This window comes from Nocardia niwae NBRC 108934 = DSM 45340, from assembly GCF_001613465.1.
In the GTDB taxonomy this organism is placed as follows: domain Bacteria; phylum Actinomycetota; class Actinomycetes; order Mycobacteriales; family Mycobacteriaceae; genus Nocardia; species Nocardia niwae.
The window spans coordinates 135,946-158,308 of sequence record NZ_BDCK01000027.1; the positions used below are offsets into that span (position 1 = coordinate 135,946).

A 22,363-nucleotide genomic window follows, 5' to 3' on the forward strand; every position below is an offset into this window, starting at 1 on the left:
TCGCGCGTCCGGCCGTGAGTGAGGTGAAAACGAAATGGTCTACCAGTCGTCTGCACGCCAGGTGGTCAATTCGTACGCCCGCTTCGGCTCCCTTCCCCACGTCTGAATGTCACCGCGCCGGGCGCGGTCCTCTCTCGCCGATGTCCCGCGTCGGCGGAATCGCGGCTCGGCGCGGTGCCCCGCAGTCGGAAACCGGTGGATCGACGGATGTGGAGACAGTCATGGTGGACAGGGGAGCAGTGAACGCGGGGGCGGTGGAAATGGTGACGCGGACCATGGCGAGCAATCTCGCCGTATCCGCGGCGATGATCGAGGATCTCGGCTATCTGCGCGGGGAGCTGGCGGCGGCGGAGGTGCCCTTCCTGCTCGTGCGCGACAGCGGGCACCGGCTCGTGCTCGCGGCCGACGCGGCGCATCGCCCGATGGTGCGCCGGGTGACCGCCGCGGCGATGGCGGTCGGATTCTGCTGTGTGGAGCTGCGGCACAACGTCTTCCGGCTCGGACGCGACCATGATCCGGCGCATCACGTCGAACTGGAGCTGTGGGAGTACCACGGCGACACGGTGACCTGTCCGCGCCCGAACGCGCTGACCCGCCCGGTCTTCGACCTCGCCGACGTCCAGCGCACGCAGGTGCGGCTGTTCGACCGGACCTGGCCCACCCTGGCCGACATGTTCGCGCCGCAGACCGGCGACGTCGGCTTCGACATCGACCTGGTGTTCTCCTGGGTCGACGGCTCCGATCCGGAATTCCGCGCCCGCCGCGCGGGGATGCTCGCCCAGGTCGTGGTCGGCGAGGGGGACGACGCGGACGCCAGGATCCGGCAGATCGACGAGCTGAAGTACGCGCTGCGGTCGGTGCACAAGAACGCGCCGTGGATCCGCCGGATCTTCATCGCGACCGACTCCACGCCGCCGGAGTGGTTGACCGCGCATCCGAAGGTGACCGTGGTGCGAGCGGTGGACCACTTCCGGGACGTCAGTGGTCTGCCGGTGTTCAATTCGCACGCCGTGGAATGCCAGTTGCAGCACATCGACGGGCTCAGCGAGCACTTCCTGTACTCCAACGACGACATGTTCTTCGCGCGGCCGGTGCGTCCGTCGATGTTCTTCACCCCGGGCGGCGTGAGCCGGTTCATCGAAGCGGACACCAGGATCGGTCCGGGCAGCAACAACGAGCGGCGCAGCGGTTTCGAGAACGCGGCGCGGGTGAACCGGGCGTTGCTGGCCGATCGCTTCGGTTATGTCATCACCCGGCACCTGGAGCACACGCCCGTGCCGCTGCGGCGCAGCGTGCTGCTCGAGATGGAGGAGGAGTTCGCCGCCGATTTCGCGCGCACGAGCGCGAGCCGGTTCCGGGCGGCCACCGACATCTCGGTCACGAATTCGCTGTACCACTACTACGCCATGCTGACCGGGCGGGCGGTGCCGCAGGAGACGGCGAAGGTGCGGTACGTGGACACGACCAGCTACAGCGGCCTGACGCTGTTGGACGGGCTGGCGCGGCATCGCGACGTCGATTTCTTCTGCCTCAACGACGGCAGTTTCCCGGAGGTCGCCGAGTGCGAGCGGGTGCGGATCGTGTCGGAGTTCCTGAAGGGGTACTACCCCGAAGCGGCGCCGTGGGAGCGGCTCAGCACACCGCCTCGTCATCCGCTTCCGGAGTCGACGCAGGGCGCCGCATGACGTGCGGGATGCGCGCGGCGGGCGGAATCACGATGCCCTCCTGGTCCAGCCGCTGCCGCGCCTCCTCCGGCGTGGCCGGAACGCCCACCGTGCCGCCGCGTTCGATGGGCACCACCGAGTGCACGACGGTGTCCGGATAGATGTGCACGTAGTTGAAGGCCTGCGCGCCGTCGCGGCCGCGCAGACCGCCTTGCGCCACGCCGAGATCCTGGCTGTAGCAGGTGGCCGAGGCCACCGAGACCGGGATGCCCGCGAAGGTGGCGCTGGTGGAGAAGTGCAGGTGCCCGGCGAGGATCGCGCGCACATCGCTGCCGTCCAGCACGTCGGCCAGTCGGCGCTGATCCCGCAGTTCCACGGTGACGGCGAGGTCGACCACGCACGGCACCGGCGGGTGGTGCATGGCGAGGATGGTGCCGAACGGCGCGGGTTCGGCCAGCACCGAGCGCAACCACTCCAGTTGGTCGTCGGAGATCTCGCCGTAGTGGTGCCCGGGGACCGACGTGTCCAGGGCGACGATGCGCAGCCCGTCGATCAGATGGACGCGATCCAGCGGGGACGGGCTGGGGTACTCGCCGAGCAGGCGGGCGCGCAGGGCGGCACGGTCGTCATGGTTGCCGGTGACCCACACGAGCGGGGCCTGCAAACTTCTGGCGAATGGCTCGACGATCGACTTCAATTTGGCGTACGCGGCTGGCTCACCTCGATCGGTGAGGTCGCCGGTGAACACGATCGCGGTCGGGCGGATCCGGCTCGCCGCAGCCTGCTCGAGCAGCTGCCGTAACCGCAGGTCGGCGTCGACATCGCCGTACAGGGGATCGTCGCCGGCGATGAGATGCGTGTCGCTGAAGTGGAACAACACGTGATCCGGACGCGGATACTCCGCGACTCTGGTGATAGCCACCGGACCGAATCCCTCCTGGCGGTTGCCCGCCATTGGCTTGGCTCCGTCGCAACGATAGCGTCGGTTACGGACAGGTTTCCCGGCGGTTGGTGAAGACACGCTGGCGGGAAGGTGAGTTTTCGGTGTCGGACGCTGCGGAAACGCTCGACGGTGTGCGATTCGTCACCGACCGAGAGCGTCGGCGGCCCGCAGCGCGTCCACGACCATCGCGGCGTCCACCGCGAAAGGTTCGTTGTGGATGGTCTCGCCCGGGGCGGTCGCCCGGGTCGCGACGGCCGCCAGCGTCTCCTGGTCGGCGTCGGCCAGCCCGAGTGCGGCGAGGGTGGTCGGCAAGCCCACCTCGGCGCAGAAATCGAGCACCGTGCCGATCTCGGAGGCGGGCGCGCCCTCGAGCACCAGTTGGGTCAGCGTCCCGAAGGCGACCTTCTCGCCGTGCAGGAACGGGCGCGTCCGTGCGGCGGCGGTGAGACCGTTGTGCACGGCGTGCGCCGCGGCCAGCCCCGACGATTCGAAACCGAGCCCGGACAGCAGGGTGTTGGCCTCCACGACGCGCTCCAGCGCCGGTGTGACGCTGTGCGTACGGACGGCGGTCAGCGCCTGCGCACCGTCGGCGAGCAGCGTGCGGTAGCAGAGTTCCGCCAACGCGGTGGCGCTGCGCGTGGAGGCCCCGCCGCGCATATTGCGCACCTGCGCGGCGCTGCACGTGCGCGCCTCGAACCAGGTGGCGAGGGCGTCGCCCATCCCCGCGGCGAGCAGCCGAGCCGGAGCTCGGGCGACCACGGAGGTGTCCACCAGCACCAGTGCCGGATTCCGCCGGACCAGCTGATACGCCTCGAATTCGCCCGCCTCGGTGTAGATCACCGACAGCGCGCTGCACGGCGCGTCGCTGGACGCGGTGCTGGGGCAGCTGATCATCGGCAGGTCGAGATCCTCGGCGACCGCGCGCGCCGCGTCGAGCACCTTGCCGCCGCCCGCACCGAGCACGACCGTGCTGCCGGTCTCCTCGACGGCGTGGGCGATCCGCGCGATCTCTGCCCGGCTGCATTCACCGCCGGACGGATGGATCGAATAGGCGATCTTCGCGTCCGTCAGCGAGCGCTCCCAGGTGTCGGCGAGCAGCCGGAAGGCGCTGGACCCGGCCACGATCAGCACCGGACCGTCGATGCCGAGCCGCGTCATCTCCGTGCCGAGCGCCGCGGTGGCGTCCCGGCCCTGCACATAGTGCCCCGGCGAGGAGAACACGCTGAGCATCCGGCACCTCCCGCTCCCGGGCCGCGCGCTCGCATTCAGCCCGACCGACGACGCCTCAACGCTACGCGAGGCCCCCTTTCCACGATGATGATCGACGAACTCGCCGCACACCCCCGCGGAGTGCAGGTCGCGTCGTTCGGCAGCGCTGGAGTGGGCTCCTGCGAACGGCACCGTCGGTGGGAGGCTGGAAACCCTCGCCAGTGCAAAACCCCCGTCAGTGCAGGCAACGGCGCGGCGCCCACGTTGCGCGGGATCGCATGTTGCGGCACGGCAGTCCTCCGACGCGGGAACTCGGTCTCGGCCGTCCTCCCTCTTGCGGCGTTGTCCGGGGCAGTCTCGGAGACGGCAAAGCACCCCTCGCGCACCGCTCGGACGCCGAAGGAGATTCGACCTGAAGCCGGTGGACCAGGGCCGGGGCGATTGTGAGCGCTTCGGCCCAAACCGATCAGCTCTGCGTGGTGAGAGTCTCCGGGAGCAGGCGGGGCCGGTCGCTTTCCCGCTCGCCGAGCAGCGCGAAGTAGCGGCGCAGCATGAGGATCGCGGTGGTGGCCAGGCCTGCGGTGAGGCCCCACCAGACGCCGGCCGCGCCGAGTCCGGCGGGGTAGGCCGAGAGCAGGGCGACGGGCAGGCCGACGCCCCAATAGCCGATCAGCGAGAGCCGGAAGCCCGCGTCGGTCGCCCCGAGCCCGCGCAGCAGGCCGGTGCCGATGTTCTGCGCGGCGTCGAAGAACTGCAACACGATGCCGATCAGCAGCAGGGTGTGCGCGACGCGGATGGTGTCGGCATCCGAGGAGTCGAGGAAGGGGCGCAGCACCAGATCGGGGGCCACCACGTACACCGCGCCGGTCAGAGCGGCGATCACGGCGGCGTGCCGCAGCGCCAGCCAGGCCAGCGCGCGAGCGTGCGCGTGCTCGTCGCGCGCGACCGCGTGGCTGACCAGGATCGAGGCACCGTGCGAGAGACCGATCGCCACTTGGAAGACGATGTAGATGATCTGGTAGACGACGTTGTGCGCCGCCAGCGCCGCGGGGCCGATGCTGCCCATGACCAGGGCGAGCACCGAGAACATGCCCGCTTCCGAACCGTAGGTCAGCGCGATCGGCGTGCCCAGCTTCAACTCGGCGCGGACCGTCGGGAGCCGCACCGGCAGCGGCGTCCTGGGCAGGTTGCGGCCGAGGTCGTGGTCGCGCCACACCATCGCCCAGAACACGCCGAAGGTGATCAGGAAGACCAGTGAGGTCGCGACCCCGATGCCGGTCAGCCCAAGGGCGGGCAGCCCGCCCTTGCCGTGGATGAGGCCGAGCGCCAGCACCAGGTTGAGCACCACCGAGCCGAGCGTGACCAGCAGTAGCGCCTGCGGACGCTGCATGCCGACCGTGTACTGGCGCAGGACTTGGAACCACAGGCAGGGCAGGAGGCCGGGCGCGAGCGCCACCATCAGCGGACGGGCGTCGGCGAGCACGCCCGGATCCTGCCCGAGCCAGGGCAGCACCCAGCCGAGCCCGATCAGCACCGCGCCGCCGAGCAGCCCGGCCACCGTGGCGATCGCGAAGCTCGAGCGCAGCAGGTCGCGGATCTCTCGATCGGGTGAATCGCCGCGCTTGCCCGCCGCGCTGACCGCGGTGGCGATCTGGTTGCCGCTGGCGGTGATCAGTCCGACACACATGGTGCGGATCTGGTTGAACAGCACGATCGCCAGCCCGCCCGCGGCCACCTGGCGCACGCCGAGCGTGCCCATCAGCGCGATGTTGGTGGTGGAGACCGCGATCTGGGCCAGCTGGGTCAGCGCGATCGGCGTCGCGAGCGCGGTCAGCCGACCGCCGTCGCCGCGGAAACTCGTCACGATCACCGGCTCTCCTTCGCAGCGGGCGGGAGCGTCGTCTTGCGCGGGCGGCCGGACCTCACCGCGCTTGCACCAGCGTGTTGCGGGCGGCGGGAGCGTAGCGCCGCAGCAGCACGGCGACCTCGCGTTCGGTGCCGGGGTCGAGCAGGTCGCGCTCGGTCATCCAGTCGTCGTCGAACACCGTGTCCAGGTACTTCTCCCCGCCGTCGCACACGATGGTGACCACCGTGGAGCCCGGCGGGAACTCCTCGAGGCGGGTGAGCGCGGCGTGCACCGAGCCGCCCGCCGACCCGCCGATCATCAGGCCCAGCTCGGCTGCCACCGCGCGGGCGGTCGCGAAGGCCGCCACATCGGTGACCTTCACGCCCTCGTCCAATAGGGAGTAGTCGACGGCGGTGCCGATGGTCGCGCCCGGCGGGGTGCCGGTGCCCGACTGCCAGTACGGGCCGCCCGGCCCGCCGAAGGCGATCGAACCGACCGGCTCCACGCCGATCACGTGGGGAGTGCAGCCCAACTGGCGCAGCCGGGCCGCGGTGCCGAACAGCGAACCTCCGGTGCCCACCGCGGACAGCAGGATGTCAACCCGTTCGACGTCCTCCAGCAATTCCTCCGCCACCGCGTAGTACCCCACCGCGTTGGCGTCGTTGTTGTGCTGTTCGGTGAAGAACGCGTCGTCCCGCTCGGCCGCCATCGCCTCGGCCAGGTCCTCTCGTGCCGAGGTGGCGAGGTTGTCGTCGCCCTCGTCGGCGACGTACACCAGTTCCGCACCCATTGCCCGCATCGCGCGCAGTTTGTCCTTACATGCGTGATGGTCGACCACTGCGGTGAAGCGATACCCACGTTCGGCGGCAACTACCGCGAGGCCGAGCCCGGTGTTCCCGGACGTGGATTCGATGATATGTCCGCCACTGCGCAGCAAACCGCGTCGCTCGGCGTCGAGCACCATTTCGCGCGCCATCCTGATCTTGGCCGCGCCGGTCGGGTTGAACTGCTCCAGTTTGAGCAGTAGTCGGGTGCCGGTCGCGGTGGCCGCGAGCTCGAACAGCGGCGTGCGGCCGATCAGATCCGTCACGCGCGTGACGAGCGGCATCGGTGTCTCCTGGTTCGGGTCGGGAAGTCGGGTCAGCTGCCGTCGCGGGTCCAGCGGAAGCGGTCGCCGGGGGCATCGTGCAGCACGACTTTCGGTGGGATGGGGAGTTCGTGGAAGGCGGATTCGTTCGAATCCATCTGGTAACCAGCGGTATTCGGGTAGATCAGCAGGTCACCGGCCTCGGCGGCGCGCGGCAGGGGCACTCGCCGCCAGCTCAGCATGTCCGAATCCAGACAGGTGGCCGCGCCGACGCTGGTCGGTGTCACGGCGCCGGGCCGTTCGGGCCACAGCACCGGATCGGGCAGGTACTCGCTGTCGAACCATTGCTCCGAGAGACTGAGGCTGGTGCCGTCGACGGTGAGCAACCGGTAGGGGCGGCCGTGCGCGTGCCTGGTCTTGCTGCCCTGGACGCGGAAGACGGTGCACCCCGCGTGCGCGAGCAGCGCGCGTCCCGGTTCGATCGCCAGGCGCACGGCGTTGTCGCGCAGTCGTCCGGCGAGATCCTCGTGTTCGAGAATCTGCGCGAGCATGGCGGCCCCCGGCACGGGAAAGTGGTACGGGTAGTACGAATCGAAGGACTTTCCGGAGTGGAACCACTGCCTGCCCACCCGTGCGGTGAACTCCAGCGCGGCGTCCGCCGCGACGTAGTCGACGCCGAAACCCCCGCCGATCGACACCGTGGTGGCCGGATGTCCCAGGGCGCGCGCGTGCAGGCAGTGGGCGATCAGCTCGCCCGCCAGTTCCGCCCGCGCCACCGCGTCGTAGCCGGACAGGTGGAAACTGAAGCCCTCCAGCCGGATCGAATCGTGCCCGCTCGCGATCGCCAGCGCGTCATCGATTTCGCCGGGCGTCATGCCGAACCGGCTGGCCGACGCGGTGGGCAGCACTCGGATCAGCACGCGCGCGGGCTCGCTCACAGTGGCCAGCGCGGCGAGCCGATCGAGCTCTCCGAGGTCGTCCACCGCGATCAGCGCGCCGTGCCGGGCGGCCAGCCACAGCAGTTCGTCCGCTTTGACGGGACCGGTCACCATGAGCTCGGCGCCGCGCACGCCCTGCGCCAGCGCGGCGGTCAACTCGCCGACGCTGGCGACGTCGACGCCCGCGCCGTTTTCCGCACACGCCCGCGCGACACACCCGGCTTTGTTCGCCTTCTTGCCGTAATAGACCGTGCCGTGCACGCCGGCCTGCGTGAAAGCGGCGTGGAAGGCCCGGATGTTGTGGCCGACGCGCGGCGGATACATGACGTGGAACGGGCCGCCCATCGCGAAAGCCAAGTCCGCGAGGAGGTCCGGATCGGCGAGCAGGCGGCGCTCCCATGGGTCGAGATGCGCGGGCATCGGAACCGCGCTGATCGACTCGTTCGCCTCGGCCCCCGGTTCCACGGTGACACTCGTGTGCTCTAGACCCACCGGGTACCTCCGCGCGCTAGTCCCACAGCGGTACCTCCGTGCCGCGGCCTTCCGCGATCGCCCGTTCGGCCAGCGCGTGGGCCACGGCGATGTCGGTCAGCACCAGTCCGCTGTTGTAGACGAAGACGCGCTCCTCGTCCGAGCGGCGCGCGACCGCACGGCGATTCAGGATCTGCGGCAGCTCGGCGTCCACCGGGCGCAGCGTGCCGTCGGGGCCTGCCATGTCGGTGCCGGTCAGCGCCATCTGCTCGGCGCTGGTCGCGATGACGCGGTCGGCCTTGTTCAGCGTCGAGGGCGCGAGCCCGTAACCGACCAGCACCGCCACCGAACCCGGTGCCAGATCGTCGGATTCGAGCGCGACCTCGGTGGCAGGGCCCGCCGTGGCCAGCACGACGTCGGCCGTGGCCGCCGCGGCGCGTGGATCGGTGACGGTCTCGAGCAGCGCGTGCGGGTGGTGCTCGGCGAGGACGCGGTGCACCGCTGCCAGCCCCTCCGGGTGCGTGCCGTACACCATCAGTTTGCGCAGTTGGGGGTTCGCGGCGAGCAGATGCGGCAGGGCGTTGCGACCTTGGGTTCCGGTGCCGATCAGCAGGACGCTCTCCGCGCCGCGGCGGATGGTCTCGCGCACCAGCAGAGCCGACACGGCGGGCGTGCGCAGCGCGCCGACCCGCGCGCAGTCCATCATCGCGATCGGCGCACCGGTGCTGTCGTCGTAGAGCGTGATGGTCGTGTAGTACCGCTTGGTGCTGCGATCGTGACCCGGATCGAACTTGTAGGAGGTCTTCATCGCCACCACGCGCCTGCGGCCGTCCCGGCCGAGCATGGCGTAGGCGACCGACCAGCCGTCCGGATTCGCCACGCTGAGCTTGCGCGGGTTGTCCGAATCACCCGCCGCCAAGGCGAGATACGCCTCTTCCACCGCGCGCACCACCGCGGCCGGTGTGATCGGCACGTCGGCGAGGTCGCTGCGGCTCAACACCCGCAAGGGTGTGCTTCGGTCACGCGTGCTCAAGGGGTCCTCGATCATGTCGTACTGCATCCCGCTCCTGAGTGCCGCTCTCGACCGGCGGGGTGTCCGCCGCTCGGAACGGGGCCACGATTTGTTGCCCGTAGCCATTCTCGTCGGCTTCCTCGGCTCGCCGCCGACGTTCCGGAAGCCGGATGTTCACTCGCTTGAGCCAGCGGTCGGTGCCGTCGTACCGCGCGGTGAACGGCACCCGGCCGTGCACCGCGACGTCGTTGTCCACCAGCAGCAGCTCACCGGGGGAGAGCGCGGCGGTCACGCAGACGCGTTCGAGCTCGGCGGCGAGATGCTGGTAGGCGGAACGGAACTCGGGGTCGGCGTCGGCGAGCGGGGTGTACGCCGGGTCGTAGCGCAGGGTCTGCCCTTCGGGGCCGTCGGCGCTCCACAGCGTCGGAATCGGCGCGGCGGTGAAGGTTTCGTGCCCGTCGCCGTAGGAGACATCCGGCAGGATCGGCAGCGCGGGAGCGCTGAGCAGTGCGCGCTGCGCGGTGGACAGTTCGACCCGCCGCACCGACGACACGGTGGTGCCGACCAGATCCGGATTGCGCAGGCAGCCGAGCATCAGGAGGTTGGCGCGCCGCGGATGGAAGGCGTCCTCGGTGTGCGGGCTCAGCAGCACTCTGCTGCTCGCGCCGGACTGTTCGTGCTCGTGACCGGCCGCGGGGACGATGTTGTTGACCAGCCGCCCGTCCTGCTGGCCCTGCCAGCCGAACGGCTCACCCGCGCTGCGCGCCAGCAACAGCATCACCACGTCGAGTTCGAACGAGTGCGCGCGCCGCTCCGGATCACCGCTCCAGCGCGCCGCTTCCCGCCAGTTCGGTGGCGTCGGACCGAATTCGTTGTCCGCCAGAGGAAGACCGCCGACGACGGCGGCGCCGGACGTGGTGGCCGGCGGTCGCATGGCGTGGCGCACCTCGGCAGGGAGGGTCGCGACGCCCGCATCGATCCGTTCGATGAGCGCCGGGTCCGTGAGGGTGCGCGCGGCGGCGGCGGGATCGGGGAGCGCGAAGTCGAGTGTGGCGGAGATCTCTCGGGCGAGTGCGCGCACCGCGCGGCCGGCTCCGGGGGACAACTCCCGTCGTTCGAGGTCTTGGGGGTGAAGCGTCTTACGTTCGGAGAGAACGCTTTTCACCGGGTATCCCTTCTTCGCATCGATTCGAAAAGCAGGGGTCACGAGTTAATATGCGAAGGTAGCCCTTCGTGCTTAGTGAAGCAAGCCTTACCTAAGCGCGTTGAGGAAAATATAGCAGAACTGCATGATTGCGACTCGGTTGAGCAGGGCGCCGTCGGTGGGTACATCCGGGACCGCCACGGAATTTGCGGGAGGTACGCCCTTGCGCTGCCGTTTTGATGCCGGTATCGGTGAGTCGCGCAACGGATTAGGCTAGCCTGTCCTGATCGCGCCGTGCGGGCGGTATCGCGGTGGGTTCGGTTCAGGAAGAGGGGCAGCGCAATGGTTTTGAATCGACGGCAACTGCTGCGGTCGAGTCTCGGGGCGGGGGCGGTGCTGCTGGCCGCCGCGTGCTCCGACGGCGCCGACACGTCCGGACCGGCGCGGCGCGGCGGCACACTGCGGGTGGGCGCGCTCGGCACCGCGGCCCGCATCGAACGCGACCCGCACGCCAACCTCAGCAACGACAGCGACTTCCTGATCACGTCCCTGGTCTACGACGCGCTGACGGTGCCGGGGGCGAACCCGAACGTGTTGCCGCGACTGGCAACCCGCTGGGAACCGGACGCCGATCGGCGGCGCTGGAGCTTCGTCCTCGCCGAGAACGCGGTCTTCCACGACGGGTCACCGGTGACCTCCGAGGACGTCGTGTGGTCGCTGCGCAGGCTGCGCACGGTCGGCGGCGCATCGAAGATCCCGGTGGCCGTGGAGGACATCACCGCCGACGGCCCGAGCCGGGTGGTCCTCGCCGTGCCCGAGCCGAACACCCAACTGCCGCTGCTGGTCCGGTTGATGACCTTCACCGTCAAGAGGGACACCACCGACTTCACCAGGGCGGTCGGCAGCGGACCGTTCCGGTTGGAGTCCTATCAGGGCGGCAACGCCCGGTTGGTACGCAACGAGCGGTGGCACGGCGGGCCGCCCCCGCTGGACGCCATCGAGGTCACCATGTTCGAGAGCGTGACCGCGCTGGGCAACGCGGTGCTCGGTGGACAGATCGACTTGGCTTCCAACGTCGGCGCCATCGCGGGCCGCACCGCCGAGGGACGCGGCGACCTGACCGTCGTGCGCCGCCCGAACGACACGGTGGTCGGCGTCGCCATGCGCACCTCCGACGGACCGTTCGCCGACGCGCGGGTGCGCACCGCCCTGCGGCTCGGCGTCGACCGCAAAGCCCTGGTCAACCAGGTGCATTCCGGATACGGGACGGTCGCCAACGACATCCTCGGCACCGGTGACCCGCTCTACGACACCTCTCTCGCTCAGCGCGCCCGGGACGTGGACCGTGCGAAAGCACTGCTGCGCGAGGCGAATTTCGACACCGGGCGCGGCTACCCGTTCGTCACCAAGGCCGAGGCGCCCGGCGAGGTGGAATCGGCGAAGGTGATCGCCACCCAGCTCGCCGAGATCGGCGTCCGGCTGGAGGTTCTCACCCAGGAGCCGAACACCTTCTACGACCAGACCTGGCTGAAGGCGCCGCTGTACACGATCTCCTGGGGCACGAACGATTCCACGCTGTTCTTCGCGAGCAAATTGCTGTCCAGCGGATCGAACCGCAACGAGACCGGCTTCAAGGACGCGGCGTTCGACGCGGCCACGGCCAAGGCGCTCGCCGCGCACAGCGACGACGAATACCGGCAGGCCGCTGCGGAACTGCAGCGCATCCAGTACGAGCGCGGCGGTTACCTGGTCTGGGGCATGGCCGACGGCATCGACATCGCCGCCTCCCGGGTGCGTGACCTGCCCACGCTCGGCGGGTTCGCCCGGGTCCAGCTGGAAAAGGCCTGGCTGGCCGGGTGATCTCGTTCGCCCGACTGCTGCTTCGGCGCGTCATCCTGCTGATGACGCTGCTGGCCTGCGTCTTCGTCGCCGTGGACCTGCTGCCGGGCAACACCGCCCGCGCGGTTCTCGGCCGAGAGGCGACGCCGGAGCAGATCGCGGCCAAAGAACGCGAACTCGGGCTGGACCGTCCGCTCGCGGTGCGGTTCTGGCAGTGGATATCCGGTGTCGCCACCGGCGATTTCGGGCGCACCGCGCGCGGACGGCCGGTCAACGACCTGCTCGTCGACAAGTTCCCGCCGACGTTGCTGCTCGGTGGACTCGCGCTCACAGTGACGGTGCTGGCGTCGCTCGCGTTCGGTGCGTGGTGGGCGACGCGTCCGGAGAGTGTGGGCGCGCGGGTGTTGCAGCCGACGACGACCACCGTGGTGGCCGTTCCCGAGTTCGTGGTCGCCACCGTGCTGATCCTGGTGTTCGCACTGGCGCTGGGCTGGCTGCCCGCGGTCACCATCACCGGCCCCTCGGGGATGCCCGCCGGACCGGAGATGCTGGTGCTACCGGTGTTCGCGCTGGCGTTGCCCCAGATCGGGTGGAACACCAGGGTGGTGCGCGCGGCCCTGTCCGATGCCGCTCTCGCGCCGCATGTGGAAAGTGCAGTGCTGGACGGTCTTTCGCGTCCGGCGGTGCTGGTGCGGCACGTGCTGCCGTTCGCGTTGCCGACGATCGTCGCCAGTTTCGCCACCACGGTGGGGATGTTGCTCGGCGGGGCCTTGGTGGTGGAGACGGTCTTCAACTACCCGGGTCTCGGAGCGGTCCTGGCCGGTTCGGTGGCCGATCGCGACACCTCGGTGGTCGCCGCGGTGGTGGCGCTGTCCGGGGTGGTCATCATGGTCGTGCTCGCGGTCGCCGACGGTATCCGCGCCTGGTCGTTGCGGGGGCGGCGATGAACGCCGTCACGCAGGTCGCGAGCCGGGCGAGGCGGGGGCTCGGCCGGCTGACGGTCGCGCCCGCGCTGCTGGTCACACTGCTGGCGGCGCTGGGACCGACGCTGGCGCCGCATCCGGCGGAGGAGGCGCTCGGCATCCCGTTCGGTGCTCCCGGCGCGGGCGCGCCGCTGGGCACCGACCGGCTCGGCCGCGACGTGCTCAGCCACCTGCTCTACGGCGGTTGGGGATTGCTGCTGGTGGCCGCGGTCATCGCGGTGCTGGTGACCGGATTGTCGTGTGTGCTCGGGGCGGTCGCCGCGCTGCGTCCGCGGATCGGCGAGTGGATCGAGCTGGGCACCGACCTGTTCATCCTGTTGCCCGCGGTGCTGGGGATCCTGCTCGTACTGACCTCGTGGCCGGACGCGGGCACCGCGGGACTGATCGTTCTGGCGTTGCTGTTCGGCGTCCCCTATTGCGCGCGCATCTTCACCGCTGCCGCCGCCGGGGTCGCGGCATCCGGATATGTCGAGAGCGCGCGAGCCGCGGGCGAGTCGCTCGGGCACCTGGTGTTCCGGGAGGTGATCCCGAATCTGCGCGCGGTGTCGACGACTCAGCTCGGCCTGCGTTTCGTGGCGGGGGTCTACCTCGTGAGCACGGCCTCCTTCCTGCAATTGCCGACGACGCTCGGCGCGAGCAACTGGGCGGTCATGGTGCGTGAGAACGCTTCCGGCATGCTGCTCAACCCCTGGGCCGTGCTGGCCCCGAGCCTCGCGATCGCCATCGTCGCGGTGAGCGTGAACCTGGCGGTGTCGGCGTTCGGGCGAGGGGAGCGGGAATGAACACGCACGTCATCAAACGTGAGAGCCGGTCGACCGAGGCGGTGGCGGCCGGGCGCGATCTGGTCGCGGTCGAGGGCCTGAGCGTGCTGGGCCCGGACGGCCGGGAGCTGGCCGGTCCGGCGACCTTCCGCATCCCCGCGGGCACGGTCACGGCCCTCACCGGTCCGTCCGGGTCGGGCAAGACCACGGTGATGCGCGTCCTGCTCGGGCAGCTGCCGTCGGCCGCGGCGCGCGCGACGGGTTCGGTGTCGGTCGCCGGGCACGACGTGCTCGCGCTCGATCGCGCGGCGCTGCACCGCTTTCGGCGACGCCACATCGCCTACGTCGGGCAGGATCCGGGCTCGGCGCTGAACCCGCTGCTGCGCGTGCGCGCCCTGCTGCGCGAGGTCGCGCCGCACACGCCGGAGTCCGTTCTGACCGACACGCTCGCGCTGGTCGGCCTGTCGCCGGACTATCTGCGCCGCCGCCCCGGTGAATTGTCCGGCGGCCAGCAGCGTCGCGTCGCCCTGGCCAGGGCGCTGATCCGCAGGCCCGGCGTGCTGGTGCTCGACGAGCCGCTCGCCGGGCTGCACGGCGCGCTGCGCACCGACATCGCCGGGCAGCTAGCGACACTCGCCCGCGAGCGGTCGGCGGCGATCCTGCTGTCCGGGCACGACACCGCGCTCGTGCACTCGATCGCCGACGACATCGTCGAGCTCGGCGTCGTCCGTCCGGCGTCTTCGCCGCCGCCGGACGTCGCCTCGGCCGGAGAGCGAGTGCGGACGCGCAACGGTCACCAGCCCGCGGCCGTCGCGACGGACAACCGGCCGCCGGAGGTCGTGCTGCGTGCCGAGGGAATCAGGGCCTCGATCGACGGACATCAGGTGCTCGCGGACATCGGCCTCACGCTCGAGGCGGGCTCGGCGCTCGCGGTCGTGGGCGCCTCGGGCGCGGGCAAGACCACGCTGGCACGCGTCATCGCGGGTTTGCACCATGCGGCGACCGGATCGCTCGAACTGCGCGGCGACCCGATCGCCGTGGGCGCTGACCGCCGAATCCGTTACGGCGCGGGCGGTATTCAACTGGTCACCCAGAATCCCCGCTCCGCGCTCAACCCGCGCCGCACCGTGGCCCAGACGCTCGGCCGCCCGCTGCGGCGGATCGGGGGCGTGGCGCGCCGGGACCTCGCGCGCCGGATCGCCGACCTGCTCGCCGCGGTCGAGCTGTCCGCCGACCTGGCCGCCCGCTATCCGCACGAGCTGTCCGGCGGGCAACGCCAGCGCGTCGCCCTGGCCCGCGCCCTCGCCGCCGAACCCGCCGTGCTGCTGTGCGACGAGATCACCTCCGCACTGGACCACACCACCGCGGCGGCGATCATGGCGCTGCTGGACCGGATCCGAGCCGAACGCGGCACCGGCCTGCTGGTGATCACCCACGACATGGCCTTGGTCGCCGAATACTGTCCGCGGCTGCTCGTTCTCGACCAGGGGCGCGTCGTCGAATCCGGTGACACCCGAACGGTTCTCGCCGCGCCCGCGCACAACGCGACCAGCGCACTGCTCGTCTGAACCGGCGACCGGTGCGGGTCATTCGCGCATCCGACACGCAGTGCGCTTCGTCACCGGCTTGCCGCCGCTGTTCGCCGTCATCTGGATGATGGAAGGGGTGTTGCGAAAGACCGGCGTCTCGGCCGCCGTCGTGGTGCTCCTCGGGCTCGCCGGTTGCGGGATCGACCGCACCCCGATCCCGGAGGGCATTCCGCCCGGACCGGGCACCCCGCTGCCGGTGATCGACCTGGACGCCCCCGGCCGCACGGCCGTCCAACTGCGCGACTGGGCCGACGAGCAGGCCGGCCGGCTGGGCATCCCGTCGATCGCGCTGCAGGCGTACGGATACGCGGCGGCCGTGATGACGAGGGCGCGTCCCGGCTGCGGCGTCGCGTGGACGACGCTCGCGGGCATCGCGAGCGTGGAGAGCAAGCACGGCACCCATCGCGGCGCGGACCTGGGCGCGGACGGCTCGGTCCGCCCGCCGATCATCGGCGTCCCGCTGGACGGCTCGCCCGGCGTGGCGCTGGTGGAGGACACCGATGGCGGCGCGCTCGACGGCGATCCGGTGCACGACCGCGCCGTCGGCCCGCTGCAGTTCATCCCGGAGACCTGGAAGCGCTGGGGCGTCGACGCCAACGGCGACGGCGTCGCCGATCCGCAGAACATCGACGACGCCGCGCTCACCGCCGCCAGGTACCTGTGCGTCAGCGGCGGCGACCTCACCTCCGAGCACGGCTGGCAGCGGGCGTTGCTCACCTACAACCAGTCGCACGCATACCTGCTGACGGTGCGCGATCGGGCCGCGAGCTACAGCATCGGCCGCCGCGTGTGATCCTCCGGTCCCCGGAGTGCCGGTTACCCGCGCCGCCGCCGGGACGATAGGCTCGCAGCGCACGGCCCATCCCGTGAGACCAACCGTGTCAGCAGCCGAAGGAGTGTCGTTTTCGTGGCCATCATCGAACAGGTCGGAGCTCGCGAGATCCTGGATTCCCGCGGTAACCCCACCGTCGAGGTCGAGATCGCTCTCGACGACGGCACCCTGACCCGGGCTGCCGTGCCCTCCGGCGCGTCCACCGGCGAACACGAGGCCGTGGAGTTGCGCGACGGTGGCGAGCGCTACGGCGGCAAGGGCGTGCGCAAGGCGGTCGAGGGTGTGCTCGACGAGATCGCGCCCGCCGTCATCGGCCTCGACGCCGTGGAGCAGCGCACCGTCGACCAGGTCCTGCTCGACCTGGACGGCACCCAGGACAAGTCCCGGCTCGGCGCCAATGCCTTGCTCGGCGTCTCGCTGGCCGTGGCCCGCGCCGCCGCCGAGTCCTCGGGGCTCGAGCTGTTCCGCTACCTCGGCGGCCCGAACGCGCACGTGCTGCCCGTCCCGATGATGAACATCCTCAACGGCGGCGCGCATGCCGACACCGGCGTAGACGTGCAGGAATTCATGGTCGCCCCGATCGGCGCGCCGACCTTCAAGGAGTCGCTGCGCTGGGGCGCGGAGGTCTACCACGCCCTCAAGGCGGTGCTGAAGGCCAAGGGCCTGTCCACCGGCCTCGGCGACGAGGGCGGTTTCGCCCCCGACGTGGCGGGCACCAAGGCCGCGCTCGACCTGATCAGCGAGGCCATCGGCAAGACCGGCCTGAAGCTGGGCAGTGACGTGGCGCTCGCGCTGGACGTCGCGGCCACGGAGTTCTACACCACCGGCAGCGGCTACAAGTTCGAGGGCGTGGTGCGCTCGGCCGAGGAGATGGCGCAGTTCTACGCCGACCTGATCGGCGCCTACCCGCTGGTGTCCATCGAGGACCCGCTGTCGGAGGACGACTGGGACGGCTGGGTGACCCTGACCGACCAGATCGGCGAGAAGATCCAGCTCGTCGGCGACGACCTGTTCGTCACCAACCCGGAGCGCCTGGAGGAGGGCATCGCCAAGGGCGCGGCCAACGCGCTGCTGGTGAAGGTGAATCAGATCGGCACGCTCACCGAGACCCTGGACGCGGTGGAGCTGGCGCACCGCAACGGCTACAAGACGATGATGTCGCACCGGTCCGGCGAGACCGAGGACACCACCATCGCCGATCTCGCCGTCGCGGTGGGCAGCGGTCAGATCAAGACCGGCGCCCCCGCCCGCAGCGAGCGCGTCGCCAAGTACAACCAGCTGCTGCGCATCGAGGACGCGCTCGGCGATTCGGCGCGCTACGCCGGCGAGGTGGCGTTCCCCCGTTTCGCGTTCGAAGGCTGACCTGCGGTGCGAGCGACGGGGGTGGCGCGCGTGACCACGCAGGGCGCCGGGAGCACCGCGAAGTAGAGACCGAGGCGTGAGATGACGGAGCGACGTGCGCGTGGGACCAGTCCGGCCGGACGTGGGGACCGCCGCACGTCGCGTGCCGCCGGATCGCGCCCGGCCGATGCCGCGGCCAAACGCGGCCGCAGGCGATCGGAGACCGCGGAGAAGCCGAAACCGCGCCGGATCGCGTCCGGTTCGGCGGGCGACAGGCACGACCACACCTTCCTCGGACTCTCCACCGGCAAGGCGGTGATCCTCGCGATGGTGGTGTGCGGGCTCGCGCTCACCCTCGCCGTGCCGATGCGCACGTACTTCACCCAGCGCGCGGAGGCCGCGCAGCTGGCGCAGCAGCGCGAGGAACTCGAGGCGGATCTCGCCCGGCTGCGCGACCGCCGTGCGCAGCAACAGGATCCGGCCTATATCCGGACCGAGGCCCGGGACCGTCTGCGCCTGGTGATGCCCGGCGAGACGCCGTACATCGTGCAGGTGCCCGGCATCGAGGCGCCCGCGCCGCCGCCCGCGCCGACCAGAGCCAGAGAACCCGATCCCTGGTACACCGAAATGTGGCGCAGTATCGCCGAGCCGCAGCCGACGCCCGCGGCCGCCGCGCCACCACCGCAAGCACCGGAAGGACATAGGTGACCGCACCCACCGACCAGGATCTCGCGATCATCGCCGAGCAGCTGGGTCGTGCGCCGCGCGGCGTGCTCGCCATCGCCTACCGCACCCCGGACGGGATCCCGGCCGTTGTGAAGACCGCGCCCCGGCTGCCGGACGGCACCCCCTTCCCGACGCTCTACTATCTGACCGATCCCCGGCTCACCGCGGAGGCGAGCAGGCAGGAATCCGCCGGTGTGATGCGGGAGATGACCGAGCGACTCGTCGCCGACCCGGAGCTGGCCGCCGCCTATCGCGCCGCGCACGAGAGCTATCTGGCCGAACGCGACGAGATCGAGTCGCTCGGTACCGATTTCACCGGTGGCGGGATGCCGGAGCGGGTCAAGTGCCTGCACGTCCTGATCGCTCACGCATTGGCCAAGGGGCCAGGGGTGAACCCGCTCGGTGACGAGTCCGTGGCGCTGGCCGCCGAGCACGGCCTGCGTGGCACCGCTATACCGGCCGACTGGCCCGCGCCTCCGACCGGCCCGCGAGAGACTGGAGCACAGCGATGAGTGACCGGGTAGCCGCCGTGGATTGCGGCACGAACTCCATCCGCCTGCTGATCGCCGACGTGCTCGGCGATGGACGCCTGGCCGACGTGCACCGGGAAATGCGCATAGTCCGGCTCGGCCAAGGGGTCGACGCGACCGGCTCGCTGGCGCCGGAGGCGATCGAGCGCACCCGCGCCGCCCTGGCCGACTACGCCGCGCTGATGCGCGAGGCGGGTGTCGGCCGGGTGCGAATGGTGGCCACATCCGCCACCCGCGACGCCGCCAACCGGGAGGATTTCTTCGCCATGGCGCGGGCCGAACTCGGCGCCGTGGTCGCGGGCGCGGAAGCCGAGGTGATCACCGGCGACGAGGAGGCGCGCCTGTCGTTCGCCGGTGCGATCGGCGAATTGTCCAGCGCGTCAGGGCCTTTCGTCGTGGTGGACCTGGGCGGCGGGTCCACCGAGCTGGTGTTCGGCGACAGTGCGGGAGTGCGGGCCGCGTTCTCCGCCGACATCGGCTGCGTGCGGATCACCGAGCGGTGCCTGGCGGGCAACCCGCCGACCGCGCAGGAGATCGACGCCGCCCGCGCCTTCGCCACCGAGCGGTTGACCGAAGCGTTCACGCACGTTCCCGTGGAGGGGGCGCACACCTGGGTCGGCGTCGCGGGCACGATGACCACCTTGGCCGCGGTCGCGCTCGACCTGCCCGAATACGACTCCGAACGGGTGCACCTCACCCGATTGACCCTGGACCAGGTCCACCAGGTCTGCGACCGCCTGATCGGCATGGACCACGATCAGCGCGCCGCGCTCGGGCCGATGCACCCCGGCCGGGTCGACGTGATCGGCGGCGGCGCGGTCATCACCGAAGTGCTCGCCGAGGAGTTGTCCCGGCGCGCGGGCATCGCCGAACTCGTCGTCAGCGAGCACGACATTCTCGACGGCATCGCCTTGTCGATCGCCTGATTTCGTTCGGGTTCGCGCGTCCGGTCAGGTCTGCAGCGGGTGGCCGTCGAGTTTCACCTCGGCGTGGGTGTCGGCTCCGGCACGAACTCCCAGCTCGGTGCGGCTGCGGCGTGCTTTGCCGACCGCGATGTCGGCGAGCCGGGAAAGCGACTCCATGTTCCGCGGCACCAACATGAGCTCTTGCAGCACATTGGGCACCATTCTCCCCAGCCCGCGTTCGGCGTGCTCGTACATCCGGATCTGGGTTTCGCCGGGCACGGTCTCGACGAGTTCCAGCCGGATCCACGCGGCGCCCAGCGGCGAGAGCTTGGCCTCGAGTTCGAGCATGTGCGGCGGATCCACCGACACGACCTGCGTGGTGTCGTTCACGGTGAACGGCCACACGCCGGCGCTGTAGTGCAGCTGGGAGCCGACGCCGGGCCACTCGTCGTCGACGTCGCGGATGTGGGTGGCGCCGACCACCCAGGCGCAGAACAGCCATCCGTCGGCGAGGACGGCGAAAACGTCTTCCGGTGTCGTCGGCACGGAGATTTCCACGTGGACCATCAGCTCAACGCTTCCTGGGTGTGGGCCGGGGCTGGTTTGCCTGTCGATTGCGGGGTGCCCGGTCGTCCGGTGCGCAAACCACGTGTCCAGATCCGATTGCCGCCACCCGGCTGAACACAACAAACGAATCCCCCGCGACGCCGCGCGGGATGCGATCTTCGGGAGATGGTCGAAGGGGCAAGTTCGGCACCGGTATCTTCTTCCCGGTTGGTCTCGGAACGTGGGTGTCGGGTAGTTTGGCTCGGTTCTATGACCCAGGTCACGAGTTCGCGTTCTCCGGAATCACCGGGACGGCCGTGGTGTGTGCGGGGCTGATCGTCGCCGCTATCCCGCCATCGACCAGCAAATTCATGGCCGGCGTGCATCGGCTCGCCGCATGGGTACAGAACACCAAGCACAGCAGCACGAATTAAGGAGAACGCGTGACTAACCCCGGGCCACAAGCCGATCCGGCGGGTGATGTCTCGTCTCGGTGGGGCGGCCTGTTCCGCACCAAGTCCATCGAACAGTCGATCCGCGACACCGACGAACCCGACTCGAAACTCCGCAAGGACCTGACCGCCTGGGACCTCACCGTCTTCGGCGTGGCCGTCGTGGTCGGGGCGGGTATCTTCACCCTCACCGCGCGCACGGCGGGCAATGTCGCGGGGCCGTCGGTCTCGCTGGCCTTCGTGTTCGCCGCGATCGCCTGCGGGCTGACCGCCCTCTGCTACGCCGAGTTCGCCTCCACCGTGCCGGTGGCGGGCAGCGCCTACACCTACTCCTACGCCACCTTCGGCGAACTCGTCGCCTGGATCATCGGCTGGGACCTGATCCTCGAGTTCGCGCTCGCCGCCGCGGTGGTGGCCAAGGGCTGGTCGCAGTACCTCGGCGAGGTACTCGGCACCACCTCCCCGATCGTGCACCTGGGCCCGGTGACCTTCGACTGGGGCGCGGTGCTGCTGATCACCGTGCTCGGCGTGCTGCTCGCGACCGGCACCAAGGTGTCCTCGCGGGTGTCGGCGGTGGCGGTCGCCATCAAGCTGGGCGTGATCGCGCTGGTGCTGGTCGTCGGCGCCACCTACTTCAAGTCCTCGAACCTCTCGCCCTACATTCCGCCGTCGCAGGCGGGTGAGCGCGGCGAGGGCCTGCGGCAGTCGCTGTTCTCCTATCTGACCGGCGCCGGGGACAGCAACTTCGGCTGGTACGGCCTGCTCGCCGCGGCCAGCCTGGTGTTCTTCGCGTTCATCGGCTTCGACGTGGTCGCCACGACCGCCGAGGAGACGCGCAACCCGCAGAAGGCGGTGCCGCGCGGCATCCTCGGGTCGCTGATCATCGTCACGATCCTGTACGTTGCGGTGTCGCTCGTGCTCACCGGCATGGTGCCCTACACCGAACTGGCCGGTGACGACGCGACCCTCGCGACGGCGTTCGGCATCCACGGCGTCACCTGGGCGAAGAACATCATCTCCATCGGCGCCCTCGCCGGGCTGACCACGGTGGTCATGGTGATGTACCTCGGACAGACCCGGGTGCTGTTCGCGATGTCGCGCGACGGGCTGATGCCGCGCAAACTCGCGCACACCGGCGCGAACGGCACGCCGGTGCGCGTCACCGTCATCGTCGGCGTGGCGTGCGCGCTGCTGGCCGGGTTCGTGGACTTCGGCACGCTGGAGGAGATGGTCAACATCGGGACGCTGTTCGCGTTCGTGCTGGTGTCGATCGGCGTGCTCATCCTGCGGCGCACCCGCCCGGACCTGCCGCGCGGTTTCCGGGTTCCGCTCGTGCCGGTCGTTCCGATCCTGGCCGTGCTGGCGTGTCTGTGGCTGATGCTGAACCTGTCGGTGGAGACCTGGCTGCGGTTCCTGGTGTGGATGCTGATCGGGTTCGTCGTCTACTTCACCTACTCCCGGCGCAACTCCCTGCTTCGGAAGGCTCCTGCCACCGAGTAGCGCGGCCCTGTTCGGCTCCTCGGAGGTGGGCGGATAGCCTGACGC

The 22,363-nt window shown here is 70.3% G+C and carries 19 protein-coding genes; 11 read left to right on the top strand and 8 right to left on the bottom strand.

Going from position 1 to position 22,363, the window contains the following annotated elements; translation table 11 throughout:
* Positions 1–221: 221 nt before the first annotated feature.
* Positions 222–1,685 (top strand): stealth family protein, encoded by a 1,464-nt coding sequence (locus tag NNI01S_RS19495; RefSeq protein ID WP_084489019.1) that lies wholly within the window; start codon positions 222–224, stop codon positions 1,683–1,685.
* Here the strand turns inward: NNI01S_RS19495 and NNI01S_RS19500 are convergent.
* The 7 genes from NNI01S_RS19500 to NNI01S_RS19530 form a co-directional block, all read right to left on the bottom strand.
* Positions 1,633–2,619, bottom strand: coding sequence for a phosphodiesterase (locus NNI01S_RS19500; protein ID WP_063021534.1), 987 nt, complete (start codon positions 2,617–2,619; stop codon positions 1,633–1,635). The two genes, NNI01S_RS19495 and NNI01S_RS19500, sit on opposite strands and share 53 nt — an antisense overlap.
* A gap of 129 nt (positions 2,620–2,748) precedes the next feature.
* A complete protein-coding gene (locus NNI01S_RS19505; RefSeq protein WP_063021535.1) occupies positions 2,749–3,837 on the bottom strand; it encodes a glycerol dehydrogenase in 1,089 nt (362 codons plus the stop codon).
* Positions 3,838–4,282: 445 nt separating this feature from the next.
* The gene (locus NNI01S_RS19510; protein ID WP_063021536.1) at positions 4,283–5,686 is read right to left on the bottom strand and encodes an MATE family efflux transporter; all 1,404 of its coding nucleotides are present in this window, start codon (positions 5,684–5,686) and stop codon (positions 4,283–4,285) included.
* A 52-nt stretch (positions 5,687–5,738) separates the two neighbouring features.
* Positions 5,739–6,770 carry a PLP-dependent cysteine synthase family protein gene (locus tag NNI01S_RS19515; protein WP_063021537.1) on the bottom strand — a complete coding sequence of 344 codons (1,032 nt, stop codon included), beginning with the start codon at positions 6,768–6,770 and terminating at the stop codon, positions 5,739–5,741.
* A 32-nt stretch (positions 6,771–6,802) separates the two neighbouring features.
* Positions 6,803–8,107 carry an alanine racemase gene (locus NNI01S_RS19520; protein WP_063021621.1) on the bottom strand — a complete coding sequence of 435 codons (1,305 nt, stop codon included), beginning with the start codon at positions 8,105–8,107 and terminating at the stop codon, positions 6,803–6,805.
* Between the two features lie 88 nt (positions 8,108–8,195).
* Positions 8,196–9,206: an ornithine cyclodeaminase family protein gene (locus tag NNI01S_RS19525; protein WP_174554441.1), complete on the bottom strand. Its 1,011-nt coding sequence runs from the start codon at positions 9,204–9,206 to the stop codon at positions 8,196–8,198.
* Complete coding sequence (locus NNI01S_RS19530) at positions 9,178–10,335, bottom strand: TauD/TfdA family dioxygenase (RefSeq protein WP_063021539.1); 1,158 nt, start codon at positions 10,333–10,335, stop codon at positions 9,178–9,180. The genes NNI01S_RS19525 and NNI01S_RS19530 overlap by 29 nt, the downstream gene beginning before the upstream one ends.
* A 321-nt stretch (positions 10,336–10,656) precedes the next feature.
* On the opposite strand from NNI01S_RS19530, the gene NNI01S_RS19535 reads away from it, so the two are divergent.
* The 9 genes from NNI01S_RS19535 to NNI01S_RS19575 all read left to right on the top strand — a co-directional run bounded on the left by NNI01S_RS19535 (position 10,657) and on the right by NNI01S_RS19575 (position 19,841).
* A complete protein-coding gene (locus NNI01S_RS19535; protein WP_063021540.1) occupies positions 10,657–12,174 on the top strand; it encodes an ABC transporter substrate-binding protein in 1,518 nt (505 codons plus the stop codon).
* On the top strand, positions 12,171–13,100 hold the full coding sequence (locus NNI01S_RS19540) for an ABC transporter permease (RefSeq protein ID WP_281180659.1): 930 nt from the start codon (positions 12,171–12,173) through the stop codon (positions 13,098–13,100). Before NNI01S_RS19535 ends, NNI01S_RS19540 begins: the two co-directional genes overlap by 4 nt.
* Positions 13,097–13,918, top strand: a complete 822-nt coding sequence (locus NNI01S_RS19545; RefSeq protein ID WP_063021541.1) for an ABC transporter permease — start codon at positions 13,097–13,099, stop codon at positions 13,916–13,918. Before NNI01S_RS19540 ends, NNI01S_RS19545 begins: the two co-directional genes overlap by 4 nt.
* The gene (locus NNI01S_RS19550) at positions 13,915–15,465 is read left to right on the top strand and encodes an ABC transporter ATP-binding protein (protein ID WP_084489021.1); all 1,551 of its coding nucleotides are present in this window, start codon (positions 13,915–13,917) and stop codon (positions 15,463–15,465) included. The genes NNI01S_RS19545 and NNI01S_RS19550 overlap by 4 nt, the downstream gene beginning before the upstream one ends.
* Before the next feature lie 85 nt (positions 15,466–15,550).
* Complete coding sequence (locus tag NNI01S_RS19555; RefSeq protein WP_084489038.1) at positions 15,551–16,279, top strand: lytic transglycosylase domain-containing protein; 729 nt, start codon at positions 15,551–15,553, stop codon at positions 16,277–16,279.
* Positions 16,280–16,393: 114 nt separating this feature from the next.
* On the top strand, positions 16,394–17,680 hold the full coding sequence (gene eno / locus NNI01S_RS19560) for a phosphopyruvate hydratase (RefSeq protein WP_063021542.1): 1,287 nt from the start codon (positions 16,394–16,396) through the stop codon (positions 17,678–17,680).
* A gap of 81 nt (positions 17,681–17,761) precedes the next feature.
* Complete coding sequence (locus NNI01S_RS19565) at positions 17,762–18,367, top strand: FtsB family cell division protein (RefSeq protein WP_063021543.1); 606 nt, start codon at positions 17,762–17,764, stop codon at positions 18,365–18,367.
* Entirely contained in the window at positions 18,364–18,897 is a 534-nt protein-coding gene (locus tag NNI01S_RS19570; RefSeq protein WP_063021544.1) for a DUF501 domain-containing protein, read from the top strand. Before NNI01S_RS19565 ends, NNI01S_RS19570 begins: the two co-directional genes overlap by 4 nt.
* The gene (locus tag NNI01S_RS19575) at positions 18,894–19,841 is read left to right on the top strand and encodes a Ppx/GppA phosphatase family protein (protein ID WP_063021545.1); all 948 of its coding nucleotides are present in this window, start codon (positions 18,894–18,896) and stop codon (positions 19,839–19,841) included. The genes NNI01S_RS19570 and NNI01S_RS19575 overlap by 4 nt, the downstream gene beginning before the upstream one ends.
* 24 nt (positions 19,842–19,865) lie before the next feature.
* Here NNI01S_RS19575 and NNI01S_RS19580 read toward each other — a convergent pair whose 3' ends face one another.
* Positions 19,866–20,387 carry an SRPBCC family protein gene (locus NNI01S_RS19580; protein ID WP_063917560.1) on the bottom strand — a complete coding sequence of 174 codons (522 nt, stop codon included), beginning with the start codon at positions 20,385–20,387 and terminating at the stop codon, positions 19,866–19,868.
* A 422-nt stretch (positions 20,388–20,809) separates the two neighbouring features.
* Here NNI01S_RS19580 and NNI01S_RS19585 point away from each other — a divergent pair, with 422 nt between their 5' ends.
* Positions 20,810–22,318: an amino acid permease gene (locus tag NNI01S_RS19585; RefSeq protein ID WP_063021546.1), complete on the top strand. Its 1,509-nt coding sequence runs from the start codon at positions 20,810–20,812 to the stop codon at positions 22,316–22,318.
* The last annotated feature ends 45 nt before the right edge of the window (positions 22,319–22,363 follow it).

What these genes read in the sequence shown, in the direction of transcription:
- NNI01S_RS19575 (WP_063021545.1), top strand. Translation starts at nt 18,894, where the DNA reads ATGAGTGACCGGGTAGCCGCCGTGGATTGCGGCACGAACTCCATCCGC.
- NNI01S_RS19535 (WP_063021540.1), top strand. Translation starts at nt 10,657, where the DNA reads ATGGTTTTGAATCGACGGCAACTGCTGCGGTCGAGTCTCGGGGCGGGG.
- NNI01S_RS19545 (WP_063021541.1), top strand. Translation starts at nt 13,097, where the DNA reads ATGAACGCCGTCACGCAGGTCGCGAGCCGGGCGAGGCGGGGGCTCGGC.
- NNI01S_RS19520 (WP_063021621.1), bottom strand. Translation starts at nt 8,107, where the DNA reads ATGCCCGCGCATCTCGACCCATGGGAGCGCCGCCTGCTCGCCGATCCG.
- NNI01S_RS19495 (WP_084489019.1), top strand. Translation starts at nt 222, where the DNA reads ATGGTGGACAGGGGAGCAGTGAACGCGGGGGCGGTGGAAATGGTGACG.
- NNI01S_RS19500 (WP_063021534.1), bottom strand. Translation starts at nt 2,619, where the DNA reads ATGGCGGGCAACCGCCAGGAGGGATTCGGTCCGGTGGCTATCACCAGA.
- NNI01S_RS19525 (WP_174554441.1), bottom strand. Translation starts at nt 9,206, where the DNA reads ATGATCGAGGACCCCTTGAGCACGCGTGACCGAAGCACACCCTTGCGG.
- NNI01S_RS19505 (WP_063021535.1), bottom strand. Translation starts at nt 3,837, where the DNA reads ATGCTCAGCGTGTTCTCCTCGCCGGGGCACTATGTGCAGGGCCGGGAC.
- NNI01S_RS19515 (WP_063021537.1), bottom strand. Translation starts at nt 6,770, where the DNA reads ATGCCGCTCGTCACGCGCGTGACGGATCTGATCGGCCGCACGCCGCTG.
- NNI01S_RS19565 (WP_063021543.1), top strand. Translation starts at nt 17,762, where the DNA reads ATGACGGAGCGACGTGCGCGTGGGACCAGTCCGGCCGGACGTGGGGAC.
- NNI01S_RS19550 (WP_084489021.1), top strand. Translation starts at nt 13,915, where the DNA reads ATGAACACGCACGTCATCAAACGTGAGAGCCGGTCGACCGAGGCGGTG.
- NNI01S_RS19580 (WP_063917560.1), bottom strand. Translation starts at nt 20,387, where the DNA reads ATGGTCCACGTGGAAATCTCCGTGCCGACGACACCGGAAGACGTTTTC.
- NNI01S_RS19555 (WP_084489038.1), top strand. Translation starts at nt 15,551, where the DNA reads ATGATGGAAGGGGTGTTGCGAAAGACCGGCGTCTCGGCCGCCGTCGTG.